A 17,646-nucleotide genomic window follows, 5' to 3' on the forward strand; every position below is an offset into this window, starting at 1 on the left:
ACCCGCGCGCCCACCCCCCCCCCCCCCGGGGGGCGGGTGGGGGGGGGGGGGGGTGCCGGGGGCGCCCCGGGGGGGCCCCCCCCCCCCGCCCGCCCCCCCCCCCCCCCCGCTTCCGGGGGACGGGTTCAGCGCGGTCGAGGGCCTCCCGGCCCGCCGGGACCGCCGGGACCTCCCGGTCCCCCCGGGCCGCCGGGTCCTCCTGGTCCTCCTGGTCCGCCCGGTCCGTCGGGTCCGCCGGGACCGAAGAAAACCGGTCGGGGACCCGGCCCGGCCATCCCCGGTTCGGGCATCCCCGGGCCGCCGGGTCCGGGACCGAAGCCGACCTGCCGGGGGCCGGAGCCCACCGGTTCCGGGACCCGCTGCGCCGGCAGGCCCTCCGGGTCGTCCTCGGCCTCGGCGGCGAGGGCGCGGCCGGCGAACTGGGTACGGTGCAGCTCGGCGTAGAGCCCGCCGAGTGCCAGCAGTTCGTCGTGGGTGCCGCGCTCCACGATGCGCCCCTGGTCCAGGACGATGATCTGGTCGGCGTCCCGGATGGTCGACAGCCGGTGCGCGATCACCAGCGAGGTCCGGCCGGCGAGCGCGGTCTTGAGGGCCTGCTGGAGGGCGGCCTCGGACTCGGAGTCGAGGTGCGCGGTCGCCTCGTCGAGCACGACCACGGGCGGGGCCTTGAGCAGCAGCCGCGCCATGGCGATGCGCTGCTTCTCGCCGCCGGAGAGCCGGTAGCCGCGGTCGCCGACCATGGTGTCCAGCCCGTCGGGCAGGGAGGCGACCAGCTTCCAGATCTGTGCGGCCCGGCAGGCCGCGACCAGGTCCTCCTCTGTGGCGTCCGGGCGGGCGTAGAGCAGGTTCTCCCGGATGGTGGTGTGCAGCAGGTGCCCGTCCTGGGTGACCATGCCGACCGTGTCGCTGAGCGACTGGAGCGTCAGGTCGCGCACATCGCGCCCGTCGATGAGGACGGTGCCCTCCTCCGGGTCGTACAGCCGGGGCACCAGGTGGGTGGTGGTGGTCTTGCCGCCTCCGGACGGGCCGACCAGCGCGGTGAGTTTGCCGGCCGGCACGGTGAAGCTGAGATCGCGCAGCGCCCAGGTGTCGCCGTCGCGCTCGGGTGTCGGCGTGGCGAAGGCCTCCAGAGAGGCGAGGGAGACGTCGGCGGGCCGGGGGTGGCGGAACGACACTCCGCGGAACTCGACGGCGGGGGCGGTGTCGCGGGCCGCGCCGGCGGGCAGTGCCACCGCGTCGGGCTTCTCGGTGACCAGCGGCCGCAGGTCGAGGACCTCGAAGAGCCGGTCGAAGCTGACGAGCGCGGTCATGGCGTCGGCCTGGGCGTTGGCCAGCTGGCCGACCGGGGCCATGAGCCGGGTGAGCAACGTGGTGAGGGCCACCAGGGTGCCGATCCGGAAGGCGCCGTGCACCGAGAGCACACCGCCGACGCCGTAGACCACGGCGGTGGCGATCGAGCCGATGAACATGGTCGCCAGGAAGAGCGTCTTCATGGCGACCGAGTTGCGGACGCCGATGTCACGGCCGCGGGCGGCGAGCCGCGCGTAGCCGACGGTCTCCCGGTCCGGGCGGCTGTAGAGCTTGGCGAGGAGGGCGCCGGCGACGTTGAACCGCTCGTGCATGAGCGAGCCCATCTCGGCGTTGACGTTCATGTGCCGACGGGCCAGGCCCTGTAGGCGGCGGCCGATGAGGCGGCCGGGGAGGATGAAGAACGGGACGAGTGCCAGCGAGATCAGGGTGATCGTCCAGGACAGGTAGAACATCGTGGCCAGCACGAAGACCACGGTCAGTCCGGCGGACACCACGGTGGAGAGCATCTGGGTGACCGCCTGCTGGGCGCCGACCACGTCGGTGTTGAGGCGGCTCACCAGGGCACCGGTCTGGGCGCGGGTGAAGAAGGCGAGCGACTGGCGCTGCACATGGTCGAAGACCTTCACCCGCAGGTCGTAGACGAGGCCCTCGCTGACCTTGGCGGAGAACCAGGTCTCGCCGAATCCCACGAGGACGGCGAGCAGGGCTACGGCCGCCACCGCGACCGCGAGTCCGACCACGGTCCCGGTGTCCCCGGCCGTGATGCCGTTGTCGATCAGGTACTTGAGCAGCAGGGGCGGGGCGACCGCGCAGGCGGCGTTCAGCGTGGTGCAGACCACGAGAATGCCGATGGAGCGGCGGTGCCCGCGGGTGTACGGGATGATCCTTTTCAGCGTGCCGGGCTTCGCCCGCTGGCTGTCGTTCGAGGAATCCGGCCCGTCGGATCGGATGATGACCGGGCCGGGTCCGCCCATCATGGCCACAGGTACTCCCTGGGTCGTGTCGCTGCGGTGGGGCCGGCCATCAGCGGGCCGCCTCGGGCTCCCTCATCGCGTCGATGAGGCTCTGCGGACGGAGATCCGTCCAGTTCTCCTCCACATAGGCGAGGCATTCCTTGCGCGTGGCCTCCCCGAAAACGAGCCGCCAGCCATTCGGGATTTCCGCGAACGAAGGCCACAGCGAATGCTGGTTCTCCCTGTTCACAAGCACCAGAAAGGTCCCGTTTTCATCGTCGAACGGGTTCATGATCGCCCCCACGGATTGCGTTCCTCGATGGAAGGAAGATGGATGGGAAAACCTTAGCCGCCCCTTACGGGGCGAACAAGGCTGACCAATTCCAGGGGCAATCCATGGTTATGGGTATTGTTTTGATTATTACTCTTGGCATTGCTCTGGGTATTGCTTCGCGCCGGGATGTGCGCAGTCGGGTCAACAGTCTCACGTGTCGGACACCCGTCGCGACAGGGTCGTCCAACCGACCGGCCCGAGCACTTGGACACCGGGCGGGCCTGGGTGCGGCGCCCCCGCCGGCGGGGGCGTGTGCGTTCGTACGGCGGGGGCACCGCGGTCCCGGATGTCAATCCCTGGACGGTGTCGGTCAGTTGGTCGCGAGGGCCTCCGTCGGGGGCAGCCGGGCCGCCCGGACCGCGGGGTAGAAGCCGGCCAGGCCCCCGATGACGAGGGTGGCGGCCAGGCCGCCGACCATCGCCCACAGCGGCACCAGCACGGCCCAGCCCTGGTAGGTGGCGTAGCCGCCGGTGACCCCGATGCCCAGCAGCACCCCGCCCACGCCGCCCAGCCCGGACAGCAGCAGCGCCTCGGCGAGGAACTGGATCCTGATCTGGCCGCGGGTGGCACCGAGCGAGCGGCGCAGACCGATCTCCGAACGCCGCTCCAGCACCGAGATGACCATGGTGTTGGCCACCCCGACACCGCCGACCAGCAGCGCGACCCCGCCCAGGCCCACCAGCAGCCCGCTCAGCGCGCTGTCCGTGGCCTGCTTGGCGGCCAGTGCGTCGGAGGGACGGGAGACGTTGACCTCGTTGGGGTCCTCGGGGGAGACCGTCGGGCCCAGCACCGCGTGCACCTTCTCGACGTCCGCGTCCTTCGCCCGCGTGTAGACCGTCGTCGGGTAGCCGTCGAAGGACAGTTCCTTCTCCGCCACCTGCCAGCCCACGAACGCCTGCGTGTCAAGGGCCGGCAGCAGCTGGTTGTGCGCCAGCAGACCCACCACGGTGAACCAGCGGTTGCCGAGCCACACCTGCACCTCCGGCCCGGCCTGGTGGATCCCGAGGCTGCGCGCCGTCTCCGAGCCCAGCACCACGGCCGGGAAGCGGCTGGTGGCGCCGTTGAGCCAGCGGCCGTCCACGATCTGACCGCCGATGGAGCGGAGCAGGTCGGTCCGGGCCGCGCTGACCGTGAGGCCGCCGGACTCCACCGCCGGAATGTGGTCGTTGCGGTAGATCTTCACGTCCGTGGTGCCCGTCGCGGAGGCCGAGATCACCTCCGGCCGGTTCGCGATCATCGCGACGGCGTCCTTGGACAGATGGGCGTTCGAGCCGTTCATGGTGGTGCCCGGGGCGACCGTGAGCAGATTGGTGCCGAGCGCGGACAGCTTCTTGTTCAGGTCGTTCGTCGACGAGGTGGAGATGCCCACCACGCCGATCATCGCGGCGATGCCGATCGCGATGCCCAGCGCGGAGAGGAAGACCCGCATGGGACGCGAGCGCAGTCCCCAGCCGCCCACCCTGGCCACGTCGGACAGGCTCAGCCGGGCTGCCCGGGGCCGCGGCGGCGGGGGCGACTCGGCCCACGGACGCTCCCGTTCGGCCGGTGGCGACGCCTGCGTCGTACTCATCGCGCCACCCCCGCCCGGACCAGCGCCCGGGGCTCCGGCGACCCCGCGTCGTGCTCGATACGGCCGTCGCGCACCCTGACCTCGCGCGGCAGGGACGCCGCGATGTCCCGGTCGTGGGTGATGACGACCACCGTCGTCCCGGCCTCGTGCAGTTCGTGGAGCAGCTCCATCACCACCGTCCCGGAACGGGAGTCGAGGGCGCCGGTCGGCTCGTCGGCCAGCAGCAGCGGCGGATCGCCGACCACCGCGCGGGCGATCGCCACCCGCTGCTTCTCACCGCCGGACAGCTGCTGCGGCTCGTGCAGGAGCCGGTGTCCCAGGCCCACCCGGCGCAGCGCCGCCTCGGCGACCCGGCGCCGCTCACGGCGCGGCCGTCCGCTGTAGAGCAGACCGTCCGCGACGCTGTCAAGGGCGGAGACCCCGGACGCGAGGTGGAACTGCTGGAAGACGAAACCGATGGTGCCGGCCCGCAGCGCCGACAGCTCGCGGTCGTTGAGGGAGTCCACCGCGTGGCCGGCGATCGCCACCGTCCCCGAGGAGGGCAGGTCCAGCGTGCCCATGATGTTGAGCATGGTGGACTTGCCGGAGCCGGACGGGCCGACGACCGCGAGCATCTCGCCGCGGTGGACCACCAGGTCCGCCTCGACGAGCGCGGCCACGTCCCCGTACAACTTGCTGACCCCGGCCAGCTCGATCACCGGGTGGGCTGCGAAGGTCACTTGGGAACCCCCACGACCGTGCCCGCGGTGATCCCGGTGCCGGAGACCTCGACCATGCCGTTGCCGAACATCCCGAGCGTCACCTTGCGGTACTCCGTCTTCGTCCCGGTCACCACCTCGACCGCGTAGCCCCCGTGCGGCAGCGCGTACAGGGCGCTGATCGGCACCGCCAGCACGTTCGAGCGCACCCCGGAGGCGAACTCGACGCTGACGGAGGCGGCCTGGTAGGAGCCGAGCTTCTTGGTGTCCTCGACCTTCAGCTCGACCGGGAGGGTGGCGTTGGAGGAACCCGAGCCCGCGGAGCCCGACGAACCCCCGGAGTCCGAGGAGCCCGAACCGGAGGCGTTCCCCGACGAGGTCGGCGTACCGATGTCCGTCACCACCGCGGTCACCGTGGAGTTGTCGGGGAGCGTGACCGTGGACTCCCCGCCCTTCTTCGCCAGGTCCGCGTACTGCACGGGCAGGTCCACGGAGATGACCCGGTCGGTGCCCGTCCAGGTGAGCACGTTCCCGGCCAGGGTGTCGCCGATGGCGAGCCCCGCCTTGGCGACCCGGCGCGCGCCGGAGGCCACCACCGCGTCGCCCACCTTCACCTCGCCCGTCTGCGAACGGCCGAGGTCGTCCTGCCACTTCTCGACGGCGGCGGCGGTGTCCGAGTCGTAGGTGCTGTCCACCGTGAAGCCCTTGTAACCGAGGGCCCGGAGGTTCTGCTCCAGCATCTTGACGTCGCTGCCGCTGCTGCCCGGACTCAGTGTCCGGTACAGCGGCACCGAGCCGTAAAGGAGCGGCACCGACTGCTGGTTGACCTTGTAGACCGGCTTCCCGCGGGTGATGGTGTCGCCGTCCGAGGGCATCCAGGTGACGATCCCGGCGGCGGACGCCGAGCCGCCGCCCTGCGCCGACTGCCCCGACTGGGACGAGCCGGAGGCTCCGGAGGAGGACGGGGCCTGCACGGCCGAGGTGTCGCCGTACCCGAGCTGCCCGTCCATGGTCTGGGAGCTGGTCAGCGTCGTCCGCTGTACCTTCGCCGTGGCCGGCGGTCCGGTCGGCGCCGAGGCGTCGGCCTGTCCGCCCCCGCCGCCGAACGCGCCCGAGGCGGCGCCGACCGCGGCCGCGGCGATCACCACGGCGCACGCGGCGATCAGCGCGATACGCATACCGCGGCGCCGTCCGCGCGGGGCCGACTCTGCCGCCGGCTCCACCGCGCCACCGCCACCGCTCCCGTCGAAGGAGGGGAGGGTCTCGGCCCGGGGTTCCAGCTCCCCTCCCCCGGCGTCCGCCGCCTCCCGGGCGGACACCCGCTCGACGGTGCCCTCTTCCTGGCTCGTCACTGCTGCGGCCCTCCCATGAAGGCGAGCGTGCCGCCGGGCCGGATGCTGTAGCACGCCTCCGCGGCCTTGGAGAACTTGGGATCGTCCCGCCCGGACAGGCCGGCCGCGTTGGCATCGATGATGATGGTGTTCCCGTTGACCTGGGGGTCCTGGAAGTTGGGCACGCCGTGCTCACGGATGCACTTCGCCCACGCCGCGACCTTCGTGGCGTCGAAGGCGCGGCTGCCGGCGGCGTCACCGGTGTCGCCCTGGTACAGCAGGCTCTGGCAGGCCGACTGGGCCGACTTGAACGTCGGCGAATTCTGGTCGACACCCTGCGGGATGACCAGCTTGACACCGCCCCCGCTGTCCTGCGTCGGGTCGGGGAAGTTCGAGACGCCGTGCTCCCGCATGCACTTCGCGTACGCCACACCGGCGCTGCTCGAACTGTCCGACGAACCCGATGAACCCGATGAACCCGAGGAACTCGATGAAGAGGGATCCGAGTCGCCGACCGGGGTGGACGCGTCGCTGGAGCCCGAGTCGGAACAGCCTGCGACTAGCGCTCCGGCTGCCACCACGGACAGGGCCAGCAGGAGGGGCCGGGCCATGCGCTTCTGATGGTAATTCGGCATACCAGCAGTTCTACGGGGGGCCCGGTCACACCGGGGTTGCAACGGGCGTCCCCTGCGACCGCTCAGTCCGTCCGGTCCCTCGCGCCGCCGCCCAGCCCGTCGTGCCCGTCGAGAGACACCACGGAGATGGCCCGGGCCGGGCAGCGGGACGCGGCCGCACGCAGCGCCGACAGCGCCTCCGGCCCCGCCTCACGGACGCGTGGCAGCACCAGGCCGTCCTCCTCCGACTGGTCGAAGAACGCCGGCTCGAACAACGCGCAGGCTCCCGAGCCGACGCAGAGGTCGCGGTCCACGCGGATCCCTACCCGCGCCGTGCTCCGCGCGGATCCCTGTGCCGGTCCGTCAGCCGGTTCCTCCGTCGGTCTCACCAGAGGACCGGCAGCGTCTCGACGCCGAACTGCGGCGCCAGCACCCGGAACCGGAGCTCCTCCACCCCGGCGCCGAGCCGCAGGTTCGGGAAGCGCTCCAGCAGCCCCGTGAAGGCGACGCGCATCTGCAGCCGGGCCAGCGCCGCGCCCAGGCAGAAGTGGACGCCGTACCCCAGGGCCAGGTGGTTGGCGGGCTCGCGGGCGATGTCCAGTCCGCCGGCGGAGCCGTCGGCAGAGCCGTCACCGCCACTGCCACTGTCGCCGTCGCCGTTGCCGTCGCCGTTGCCGTGGCCGTCGCCGTGGCCGTCGCCGTTGCCGTGGCCATGGCCGTCGCCGTATGGGCAGCGGTTCGCGGCGAACACCGAGCACGACACCACCTCACCGGCCTTGATCACCTCGCCGCCGATCGCCACGTCCACCAGCGCCGTGCGCGGTGAGACGGCGGCCACCACCGAGACGTACCGCAGCAGTTCCTCCACCGCCCGGTCCATCAGCTCGGGCCGTTCCCGCAGCAGGGTCATCTGCTCGGGATGGCACAGCAGCGCCAGGGTGCCCAGGGCGATCGTCTCCGCGGTGTTCTCGATCGAACCGTTGGCGATGCTCTCGCAGATGCCGGCGATCTCCTCGTCCGACACCGCGTCCCCGTGCTCCCGGATCAGCGCCCCGGCCAGCCCTTCGCCCGGATTCCGGCGCTCCGCGGCGACCAGCTTCCGGAAGTGCCCGACGTACTCCGAGGTCGCCGAGTGCCGGCGGGGGCTGTGCCCGGAGGCGCGGTGGTCGCCGAGCCGGGACAGCTCGGACAGGTCGTCACGGGGCAGTCCGAGGATCTCGGCGAGGATCAGACCGGAGACAGGCCGGGCGAAGTGCCGCATCAGGTCGGCGGGTTGGCCGGCCCGCTCCAGCACGTCCAGGCGCTCGGCCACGATCCGCACCATCATCGGCTCCAGCGTCTTCATCTGCCGCACCGTGAACATCGGTGCCACCAGCCGCCGCAGCCGGGCGTGCACCGCCCCGTCGGTCTGCAGCAGGCTCCCCGGATGCGGATCGGGTTTACGGCCGTCCTGCTCCGGCGGCGGCATGCTGGAGAACCGTTCGTCGTCGGCGAGGATCTGCCGTACCAGCTCGCGGTCGGTCACGATCCAGTGGGGCATCCCGCCTGGCGGCCTGAACAGCGGCGTCCGCGCGCTGATCTCCCGGAGCTCCGGCACCGGGTCCAGCACGTTCCGGCGCTTGTCGATCGGAATCTCGAACGACTGCGTCATGCGCGTTCTACCTCTCTGGGACGGGCTTGTCGTCGGACACGGGCTGATCGGGGGCGGGACGGGGCGCGCCGTCGGCGGGCTCGGGCTCAGGGGTCACGAGTCGTTCCGCGACCGTCCGTCCGATAACCGCGGCGTGCTCGCCCCGCAGCATCCCCACGTGGTCGGCGGCGATCTCGAACGCTTCGATGCGGTCGTCGATGTACCGCTCCCAGGTCGTGCGCGCCGCCGCGAGCGACATGTGCGCCAGACCGCCCTCGGTGGCCAGGAACAGCAGCGCACCGCCGCCGAAGCGCCGGGGCGTGTGCTCCTGCGCCAGCCGGATCATGTGCTGCCTCGTCTCCTCCATGTTGAGCGAGAACGAGTCGGCCGGCGGGTTCAACGCTCCCGGACCGTCGAGCAGCGCCCGCCCCTCCTGGTCCGCCCCGCCGTCGATGCGGACCAGCGTGCCGTCCGCCGGGTCGCCGTCGCCCTGCGGACCGGTGTCGTCCTCCCTGTGGTGCCCGCCCGGGAATCCGTCCAGCAGTGCCAGCAGCGCGACCTGCTCGCCCTGCGCCTCCAGCTCCGTCGCGATGGCCTGGGCCAGTACCGCGCCGAAGGACCAGCCGAGGAGCTGGTACGGCCCCTCGGGCTGCACCGTGCGGATCCGGGCGACGTAGTCGGCCACCAGCTCGTCCACGCTGCCCGGCATCGCCCTGCGGTCGGTGAAACCGGGCGTCTGCAGGCCGTAGACCGGCAGGTCCTCGGGCAGATGCCGGAGGAGCGCGGCGTAGGACCAGGCCAGGCCCGTGCTGTGGTGCAGGCAGAACAGCGGCGGTCGGGAGCCCCCGCTCTGCAGCGGCAGCAGCGCGTCCAGGTCGTCGCGCCGGCGTCCGGGACGCCGCGGCGCCGCCAGACCGGCGCCGGTCTCCGCGGCGCGCGGCTGTACCAGCCCGTCCGAGGTCCACGCGGCACGCCGACCGGTGCGCAGCATCAGGTCACCACCGGGCCCGAAGGGGGCGGGGACGAGGCTGCCCGCGGTGCGGGCCGGCGCGCCGAGGTAGGCGCGGGCCAGCGACGGCCCGGCCACATACAGGTCGCCCGCCACTCCGACCGGCACCGGACGAAGCCACTCGTCGAGCACGTAGGCGCGGGCGGTACGGGGCAGCCGGACACCGTCCGACACGGGCTCACGGTCCGGTCGCCCACCCGCGGCCACGGCGGCGGACGCGGCGGCGGACGGGATGGCGGACGCGGCGGCGGACGTGGCGGCGGACGTGGCGAAGGGTACGGCGGTGGACGTGGCGGAGGACGCGGCGAGAGACGTCGTGGCATGCACGGCAGCCGGGGCGGTGGCGGACAGCTGGGTGGGCGCGGTGGCCGCCTCCAGCATGACGGTACGGCCCCCGCGCAGCGCGGCCAGCAGTCCGACGAGCAGCTCGGTGACGGGCGCGTCCGCGGCCAGGAGGACCGCGTCGCCGGCCGACTCCGCCGACGGGGAGGCCGCCTGACGGTCGATCACACGGCCGAGCAGCGACCGGTGGTCCACCAGCTCGCCCACGAGCGTGCCGTCGGGCGTCTGTACGGGCAGCACCACGGCCGGGTGGGACGGCAGCGGGTCCCGGACGGCGACGGTACGACGCAGACGCCTGCCCCCGGCCCGGATCGCGTCCTCCACCCGCAGCACCGGCACCGCGTCGGGCCCGGAGCCCGTCCCCGGCGCACCCGCCGGGGCGCGGCCCGCCGCGATCCCGCCCGCCACGACGAGCGCGGCCACGTGGGCGCAGCCCAGCGCGGCGGCCGCCGCCAGCGGCCCTCCGGGCGCGTCCGGTTCGGCGATCAGGCATACGGCACCGGACCGGAGCACCCCGAGCACGGCGACCGCCCAGCCGGTGCCGGGCCGAGCCGCCACCACCACGGTGTCGCCCGCGCCCACTCCCCGCCGCCCCAGCCGCGCGGCGAGCCACGCCGTCGCCCGGTCCAGAGCGCGGCGGCTGAGGAGGCCGTACCCGTCCTGGACCGCCACGGCACGCGGGTCGCGGGCCACCGATTCGGCGAGCGCCGCAAGCACGGTGCCGTCCGGGACCCGGGCCGCGCCGCGGTTCCAGTCCTCGGTCAGCCGCCGGAGCTCCGAATCACCGAGCAGGATGTCGATCTGGCTGAGCCTCAGCTCCGGGTCGGCCGCCACCTGCCCGAGCAGGCGCACCAGCCGCCGCGCCAGGCCGACCGCGGTGGCCCGGTCGAACAGCTCCTCGGCGTAGTCCAGGCTGCCGTCGAGGCCGTCCGGACCGCCGTCGTCCCGGTGCCGGTCGGTCAGCCGGACCGTCAGATCGAACCCGGACGCCTGGGCGCCCAGGCCGACGAGCGAGGCGTCCAGCCCCGGGACCGCCGGTGTGTCCCACTTGGCCGCGGTGTCGTCCCGTACGTCCAGGACGACCTGGACCAGCGGATGCGGGTCACCGGGTGCCTCGTCCGCGAGCCCCAGGGCTTGCGTGATCCGCGCGAACGGCACGTCCCCGGACCGCCCCGCCTCCTCGCTGGTCTCCCGGACCCGGCCGAGCAGTTCCCGGAACGTCGGATCACCCGAGACGTCCGTACGCAGCGGAAGCAATCCGGCGAACGGCCCCATGGCGGCCTCGAGTTCACCTTCGACAGCCGGCCGCGCCACCACGGCGCCGAGCACCAGATCGGTGCCGGCCCCCATCCGGGCGAGCAGCATCGCCAGCCCGGCGTGCACGACGGCGACCGAGGTCGCGCCGAGCGGCCGGGCCGCCGCCATCAGGCGGTCGTGCACCGTGGCCGGCACCTGCAACGGCACCGCGCCGGCCCGATGGCTCGGCCGCGCGGGTCGCGGCCGGTCCGCGGGGAGCGTGGTGGCGGACGGCGCGTCCGCCAGCACCTCCCTCCAGTAGGCGATCTGGTCGCCGGCCACGCTCTCCTTCGCCCCCGCCCCCGTCTCCTCCTCCGCGTCCGCGTCCGCGTCCGCGAGCAGCCGGCTCTCCCACACCGCGTAGTCGGCGAACTGCAGCGGCAGGGCCGCACGCTCCGTGGCACGCCCCTCGCGGCGCGCGCCGTAGGCCACGGAGACGTCCCGCACGAGGGCATCCCTCGACGCGTCGTCACCACCGATCCGGTGCAGTACGAGAAGCAGGACATGCTCGGTCTCGGAGAGCGCGAACAGGGCGGGCGCCCAGGGCGTTTCGCTTCTGAGATCGAATCGGCGTGCGGCGCCGGCGGCCAGCAGTGCGGGAAGCTCCTCCTCCGTCGCCGCGACGGCCGTGAGCTCGGTGAGACCCGCGAGGACGGCCGGGTCGTCCACGGTGCGGATCCGCTGGACCAGTCCGCCGTCCGGGGCCTCGGCGAAGACCGTCCGCAGGATGTCGTGGCGCGCGGCCACGTCCGCCAGGGCCGCCCGCAGCGCGTCCCGGTCGAGTTCCCCGCGCAGCCGGAGGGCCACCGACGACTGAAGGGCCCGCGTGCGCGGGTTGGCCGCGGCACGCCGCCACAAGAGTCGCTGTCCGGCCGTCGCCGGCGCCTCACCGCCCTCGTGCTCCACCGGGACCAGCGACGGTCGTGACTTCGTCCCCAGGATGCGCGCCGCGCCGATCGGCGTGGGGTCACCGAAGAACTGTTTCAGGTTCAGCTCGGCTCCGGTCTCCGTACGGACCCGGCCGGCGAGGTGCATCGCGAGCGCCGAATTGCCGCCCAGGTCGAAGAAGTTGCCGTCGGCGGCCACCCGGTCGACGCCCAGCACCGTGGCGAACAGGGCGCACAGCATCGCCTCGGTCTCGGTCCGGGGCAGGAGACCCGAGCCGTCGCTCTCCGGGTCGGGGACCGGGAGGGCGGCCCGGTCGAGCTTCCCGTTGACGGTGAGGGGCAGGGCGTCGAGGACCACGACGGCGGAGGGGACCATGTAGTCCGGCAGCCGGGTCGCCGCGAACTCGCGCACACCGCCGGCCTCCACCTCGGCCCCGGGGCCCTGCTCGTCGAAGCCGGCCGGAAGGACGTAGCCGACGAGGCGCGGGTTGCCCGGCCGGTCCTCGCGGACCATGGCCACGGCCGTCCGCACCCCCGGGTGCGCGGCGAGGACGGCTTCGACCTCGCCGAGTTCGACCCGGAACCCGCGGATCTTCACCTGCTCGTCGGCCCGGCCCACGAACTCCAGCCGCCCGTCGGTCGTCCAGCGGGCGAGGTCGCCGGTGCGGTACATCCGCCCCCCGCCGTCACCGTCGTCGCCGCCATCGCCGTCGCCGAAGGGGCAGGCGACGAACCGCTCCGCCGTCAGATCCGGCCGGTTCACGTAACCCCGGGCCAGACCATCCCCCGCGACATACAACTCACCCGTGACACCTGCGGGGACCGGCCGAAGGTAGGCATCCAGGACGTAGGTACGGACATTGGGCAGCGGACGACCGATCGCCGGCGCGGCATCCTCAGCAGTGATGCCCTCCTCCAGGAGAACCGCGGTGGTGATGACCGTGGCCTCAGTCGGACCGTAGGTGTTCCACACCCGCGCACCCGCCCGCCACTTGGCCGCCAGACCGGACTCCAGCCGCTCCGCACCCAGCACCCAGTTGCCGATACCGGCAACATCCCCCGGCTCCAGCACTCCAAGAAGCGAGGGGACGACACTGGCGACCTGAACGCCGCTGGTCTCCACCATCGCGGCCAACGCGGAAGAATCCAGCCGCTCATCGGACGAGGCGATGGCCAGCGTGCCACCGGCGGCCAGCGTCACGGCCACGTCCAGGACGGCGGCGTCGAAGCTGAAGGAGGCGAACTGCATTGCCGTAACGCCTGGTTCGACGCCGAGGACGGGGCGCATGGCGGTGGCCAGGTTCGCCACCGACGCATGCGCGACCGCCACACCCTTCGGACGGCCCGTCGAACCCGACGTATAGATCACATAGGCCAGCTGACCGGCCGCGATCTCCGGCAACTCGCCCGATACGGCTTCCAGTTCGTCGAGACGGACAGTGGCGGCATCCTCCGGCAGCCTGCCGACGGTGTCGTCAGAGATCAGGACGAATTGCGCCGCGCTGTCGGCGACCATGTACGCCAGCCGGTCAGTGGGGTACTCCGGGTCGAGTGGCACGTATGCCCCGCCGGCCTTCCACACCGCCAGGATCGCCACCACCATGTCAGTGCCGCGCGGCAGGCACAGACCCACCCGCGACTCCCGCCTCACCCCACGCGCCACTAGCCCACGCGCCCACGCATCCGAACGCGCATCCACCTCCGCATAGGTCAACGAACGCCCACCCGAGCGCAACGCCACCGCGTCCGGAGACTCAGCCGCCCACCGTCGGAACCGCTCCACCACAGTCCACGGCTCGACGTCCACGCCCGTCGCGTTCCACTCCTCCACCACCGCAATCCACTCAGCCGCATCGAGCACATCGAGATCGCCCAACCGCACCCGGGGATCCGCCGCCACCCGCTCCAACACCCGCGCCAACCGCCCCGCCAGCCGACGGACCGTCCCCTCGTCGAACAGATCGGCGGAGTAGAGAATCCCGCCGCCCAGACCGGCCGGGGCACCTCCGTCAGACCACCGCTCGCCCAGCGAAAGGGAGAGATCGAACCGGGCTGCGGGGTCCTCCGCCGGCGGGATCTGTTCGACCGCCAGCCCCTCCAACTCCCACTGGGCTTCCGGCACGTTCTGGAGCGCCAGCATCACCTGGAACAGCGGATTACGGGCGGCGGAGCGGGTCGGGTTCAGCTCGTCCACGAGCCGCTCGAACGGCACATCCTGGTTCGCATACGCAGCCAGATCCGACTCACGGATCCGGGCGAGCAGGTCCTGGAAGGTGGGGTTGCCGGAGGTGTCGGAGCGCAGGGCGAGGGTGTTGACGAAGAACCCGGCGAGTGACTCCAGTTGCAGGTCCGACCGGCCCGCGACCGGGGTGCCGATGCACACGTCCTCACCGGCACCGATCCGGGCGAGCAGTACCGCCAGCGCGGCGTGCACGACCATGAACATCGTCGCCCCGCCCTGCGCGGCCAGCTCCACCAACCGCCCGTGCGTAGCCGCGTCCACCCCTAGGGGGACCGTACCGCTGCGGAACGACGGCACCGCCGGACGCGGACGGTCAAACGGCAACACCGTCTCCTGCGGCACTCCCTCCAGCGCTTCCCGCCAGAACTCAACCTGCCCGGCACCGGCACTCTCCGGGTCGTCCAGCTCGCCCAGCACCTCCCGCTGCCACAACGCGTAATCCGCGTACTGAACCGGCAGCGGCTCCCACCCCGGGGCCTGCCCGGAAAGCCGCGCACCGTAGGCGACCTGGAGGTCGTTCGCCAGGACGCCCATGGTCCAGCCGTCCGAGGCGATGTGGTGGGCCACCAGCAGCAGGACCCACTCCTCCTGCGCAACCTTCAGCAGAACGGTTCGCCACGGCAGGTCGACCCGGACGTCGAAGCCCCGTCCGATCTCGTCCTGCATGACTTCGCGCCAGCGTTCGCCGGCCGCGACCGTCTGGAGCCGGGGACGGCCGTCGACGCCCTCACGGATCTCCTGATACGGCACCCCCTCCACATCCGGGAACACCGTCCGCAGACTCTCGTGCCGGTCAGCGATGTCCCCGAGTGCGGACTCAAGTGCGTCGATGTCGACGCTGCCGGACAGACGCAGGGCGAAGGGAAGGTTGTAGGCCGCGGCGCCCGCGCCGTCGGGCTCGCTCTCCTCGAACCGGTTGAGGAACCACATCCGCTGCTGGGCGTACGACAGGGGCACCCGCTCCGGACGCTCCCGACGGGCCAGCACCACGCCCCCCGACACCCCGGCCGTCTCCACCAGCCGCGCCACTCCGGCCACCGTCGGCTCCGCGAACACCTCACGGACGCCGACGGAGACCTCCAGCACCGACCGGATCCGCGCGATCAGCCGCATCACCTTCAGTGAGTCGCCGCCCAGTTCGAAGAAGCTCCGCTCCACGCCGACATGGTCGGCTTCCACGTCCAGGACCTCGGCGAACAGGCTGCGCAGTGCCTCCTCGGCCGGGGTCGACGGTGCACGGTCGCCGTCCGCCGCACGCTCGGGCTCGGGCAGAGCGGCACGGTCGATCTTGCCGTTCACCGTCAGCGGGAGCGCGTCGAGCAGCACGATGGCGGACGGGACCATGTAGTCCGGCAGCCGGGTGGCGGCGAACTCGCGTACCGGGTCGGCCTGCGGATCCCGCCCGGTGGCGGGCAGCACGTAACCGATCAGTCGCTGGTCGCGCACGATCGCCACGGCTGTCTTCACGTCCGGGTGGGCGGCCAACACCGCCTCGACCTCGCCGAGTTCGACCCGGAAGCCCCGGATCTTCACCTGCTCGTCGGCGCGTCCGACGAACTCCAGCCGCCCGTCCGGCATCCAGCGGGCCAGGTCGCCGGTGCGGTACATCCGCCCGCCGCCGTCGCCGTCACCGTCACCGTCGCCGAAGGGGCAGGCCACGAACCGCTCCGCCGTCAGATCGGGGCGGCCGATGTAGCCCCGCGCCAGACCGTCTCCGGCGATGTACAGCTCACCGGCCACCCCCACGGGCACCGGCCGCAGATACGCGTCCAGGACATGGGTACGGACATTCTCCAGGGGCCGGCCGATGGGCGGCGGCGCATCCTCGGCGGTGATGCCCTTGGGCAGCAGCATCGCCGTGGTGATGACCGTGGCCTCGGTCGGCCCGTAGGTGTTCCAGACGCGGGACCGTGCCCGCCACTTGGCCGCCAGACCGGACTCCAACCGTTCGGCGCCCAGCACCCAGTTGCCGATTCCGGCGACGTCCCCCGGCTCCAGCACACCGAGCAGCGACGGAACGACACTCGCGACCTCGACGCCGCTGCTCTCCACCATCGCGGCCAGCGCCACCGGGTCGAGACGCTCGTCGGACGAGGCGATGGCCAGCGTGCCGCCGGCGACCAGGGTCACGGCCACGTCCAGCACGGAGGCGTCGAAGCTGAAGGAGGCGAACTGCAGTGCCGTCACGCCCGGCTCGACCCCCAGGACAGAGCGCATGGCGGTGGCCAGGTTCGCCACCGAGGCATGTCCGACCGCCACACCCTTGGGACGCCCCGTCGAACCCGACGTATAGATCACGTAAGCCAGCTGACCGGCCGCGATCTCCGGCAACTCGCCCGATGCGCGGTCCAGTTCGTCGACACGGACGACGGCGACGCCGTCCGGCAACCGGTCGGCCGTCTCGTCCGAGACCAGCACGAACTCCGCCGTGCTGTCGTGGACCATGTACGCCAGCCGGTCAGTGGGGTACTCCGGGTCGAGTGGCACGTATGCCCCGCCGGCCTTCCACACCGCCAGGATCGCCACCACGATCTCGACCCCGCGCGGCAGGCACAGACCCACCCGCGATTCGCGGTCCACCCCGCGCGCCACCAGCCCACGCGCCCACGCATCCGAACGCGCATCCACCTCCGCATAGGTCAACGAACGCCCACCCGAACGCAGCGCCACCGCCGCAGGCGTCAGCACAGCCCATTCACGGAACCGCTCCACGACGGTGGTGACATCCGCATCGCCAGCCGTGGCATTCCACTCGCCCACGATCGCACTCCGCTCAGCCTCGTCCAGGACCTCGACAGCACCCACCCGCAACTCCGGATCGGCCGCGACCTGCTCCAGCACCCGCGCCAACCGCGCCGCCAGCCGACGGACGGTCCCCTCGTCGAACAGATCCGCAGCGAAGAGAATCCCGCCACGCAGCCCGTCCGGGTCGCCGTCGGCGGTACGGAACTCGCTCATCGCCACCGACAGGTCGAATCGCGCGGCCGGGTCGGACGCGGGCGGAACCTCTTCGACCGTCAGGCCTTCGAGGTCCCAGTGCGCCTGGGGCACGTTCTGGAGCGCCAGCATCACCTGGAACAGCGGATTGCGGACGGCGGAGCGCGCCACGCCGAGCTCATCGACCAGCCGTTCGAACGGCACGTCCTGGTTCGCATACGCGGCCAGGTCGGTTTCGCGCACCCGCCGCAGCACCTCACGGAAGGTGGGGTCACCGGAGGCGTCGGAGCGCAGGACGAGGGTGTTCACGAAGAACCCGGCGAGTTCCTCCAGCTGCGCGTCGGACCGGCCGGCGACCGGCGTACCGACGCACACATCCTCCCCCGCACCCATCCGCGCGAGCAGCACCGCCAGCGCGGCATGCACGACCATGAACATCGTCGCCCCGCCCTGCGCAGCCAACTCCACCAACCGCCCGTGCGTGACCGCATC

General features: G+C 72.5%; 9 protein-coding genes. All 9 read right to left on the reverse strand.

Going from position 1 to position 17,646, the window contains the following annotated elements:
- Positions 1-125: 125 nt before the first annotated feature.
- Positions 126-2,288, reverse strand: coding sequence for an ABC transporter ATP-binding protein (locus AB0P24_RS46330; RefSeq protein WP_365805257.1), 2,163 nt, complete (start codon positions 2,286-2,288; stop codon positions 126-128).
- 46 nt (positions 2,289-2,334) lie between these two features.
- Positions 2,335-2,559, reverse strand: coding sequence for an MbtH family protein (locus tag AB0P24_RS46335; protein ID WP_308402095.1), 225 nt, complete (start codon positions 2,557-2,559; stop codon positions 2,335-2,337).
- 349 nt (positions 2,560-2,908) lie between these two features.
- The gene (locus AB0P24_RS46340; RefSeq protein ID WP_365805259.1) at positions 2,909-4,168 is read right to left on the reverse strand and encodes an ABC transporter permease; all 1,260 of its coding nucleotides are present in this window, start codon (positions 4,166-4,168) and stop codon (positions 2,909-2,911) included.
- On the reverse strand, positions 4,165-4,887 hold the full coding sequence (locus AB0P24_RS46345; RefSeq protein ID WP_365687963.1) for an ABC transporter ATP-binding protein: 723 nt from the start codon (positions 4,885-4,887) through the stop codon (positions 4,165-4,167). The genes AB0P24_RS46340 and AB0P24_RS46345 overlap by 4 nt, the downstream gene beginning before the upstream one ends.
- Positions 4,884-6,218: a peptidoglycan-binding protein gene (locus tag AB0P24_RS46350; protein ID WP_365805261.1), complete on the reverse strand. Its 1,335-nt coding sequence runs from the start codon at positions 6,216-6,218 to the stop codon at positions 4,884-4,886. The genes AB0P24_RS46345 and AB0P24_RS46350 overlap by 4 nt, the downstream gene beginning before the upstream one ends.
- Positions 6,215-6,628: a hypothetical protein gene (locus tag AB0P24_RS46355; RefSeq protein WP_365805263.1), complete on the reverse strand. Its 414-nt coding sequence runs from the start codon at positions 6,626-6,628 to the stop codon at positions 6,215-6,217. Before AB0P24_RS46355 ends, AB0P24_RS46350 begins: the two co-directional genes overlap by 4 nt.
- Positions 6,629-6,894: 266 nt before the next feature.
- Complete coding sequence (locus tag AB0P24_RS46360) at positions 6,895-7,125, reverse strand: ferredoxin (protein WP_365805265.1); 231 nt, start codon at positions 7,123-7,125, stop codon at positions 6,895-6,897.
- Between the two features lie 71 nt (positions 7,126-7,196).
- A complete protein-coding gene (locus tag AB0P24_RS46365) occupies positions 7,197-8,462 on the reverse strand; it encodes a cytochrome P450 (protein WP_365805267.1) in 1,266 nt (421 codons plus the stop codon).
- Positions 8,463-8,469: 7 nt separating this feature from the next.
- Positions 8,470-17,646 (reverse strand): amino acid adenylation domain-containing protein (locus AB0P24_RS46370; RefSeq protein WP_365805269.1); only part of this gene is annotated, 9,177 nt, incomplete at its 5' end.

This window comes from Streptomyces sp. NPDC086519 (genome assembly GCF_040686075.1).
In the GTDB taxonomy this organism is placed as follows: Bacteria; Actinomycetota; Actinomycetes; order Streptomycetales; family Streptomycetaceae; genus Streptomyces; species Streptomyces shenzhenensis.

Bases quoted from the DNA above. Each gene is read 5' to 3' on its own strand.
- AB0P24_RS46365 (WP_365805267.1), bottom strand. From the start codon at position 8,462: ATGACGCAGTCGTTCGAGATTCCGATCGACAAGCGCCGGAACGTGCTG.
- AB0P24_RS46340 (WP_365805259.1), bottom strand. From the start codon at position 4,168: ATGAGTACGACGCAGGCGTCGCCACCGGCCGAACGGGAGCGTCCGTGG.
- AB0P24_RS46330 (WP_365805257.1), bottom strand. From the start codon at position 2,288: ATGATGGGCGGACCCGGCCCGGTCATCATCCGATCCGACGGGCCGGAT.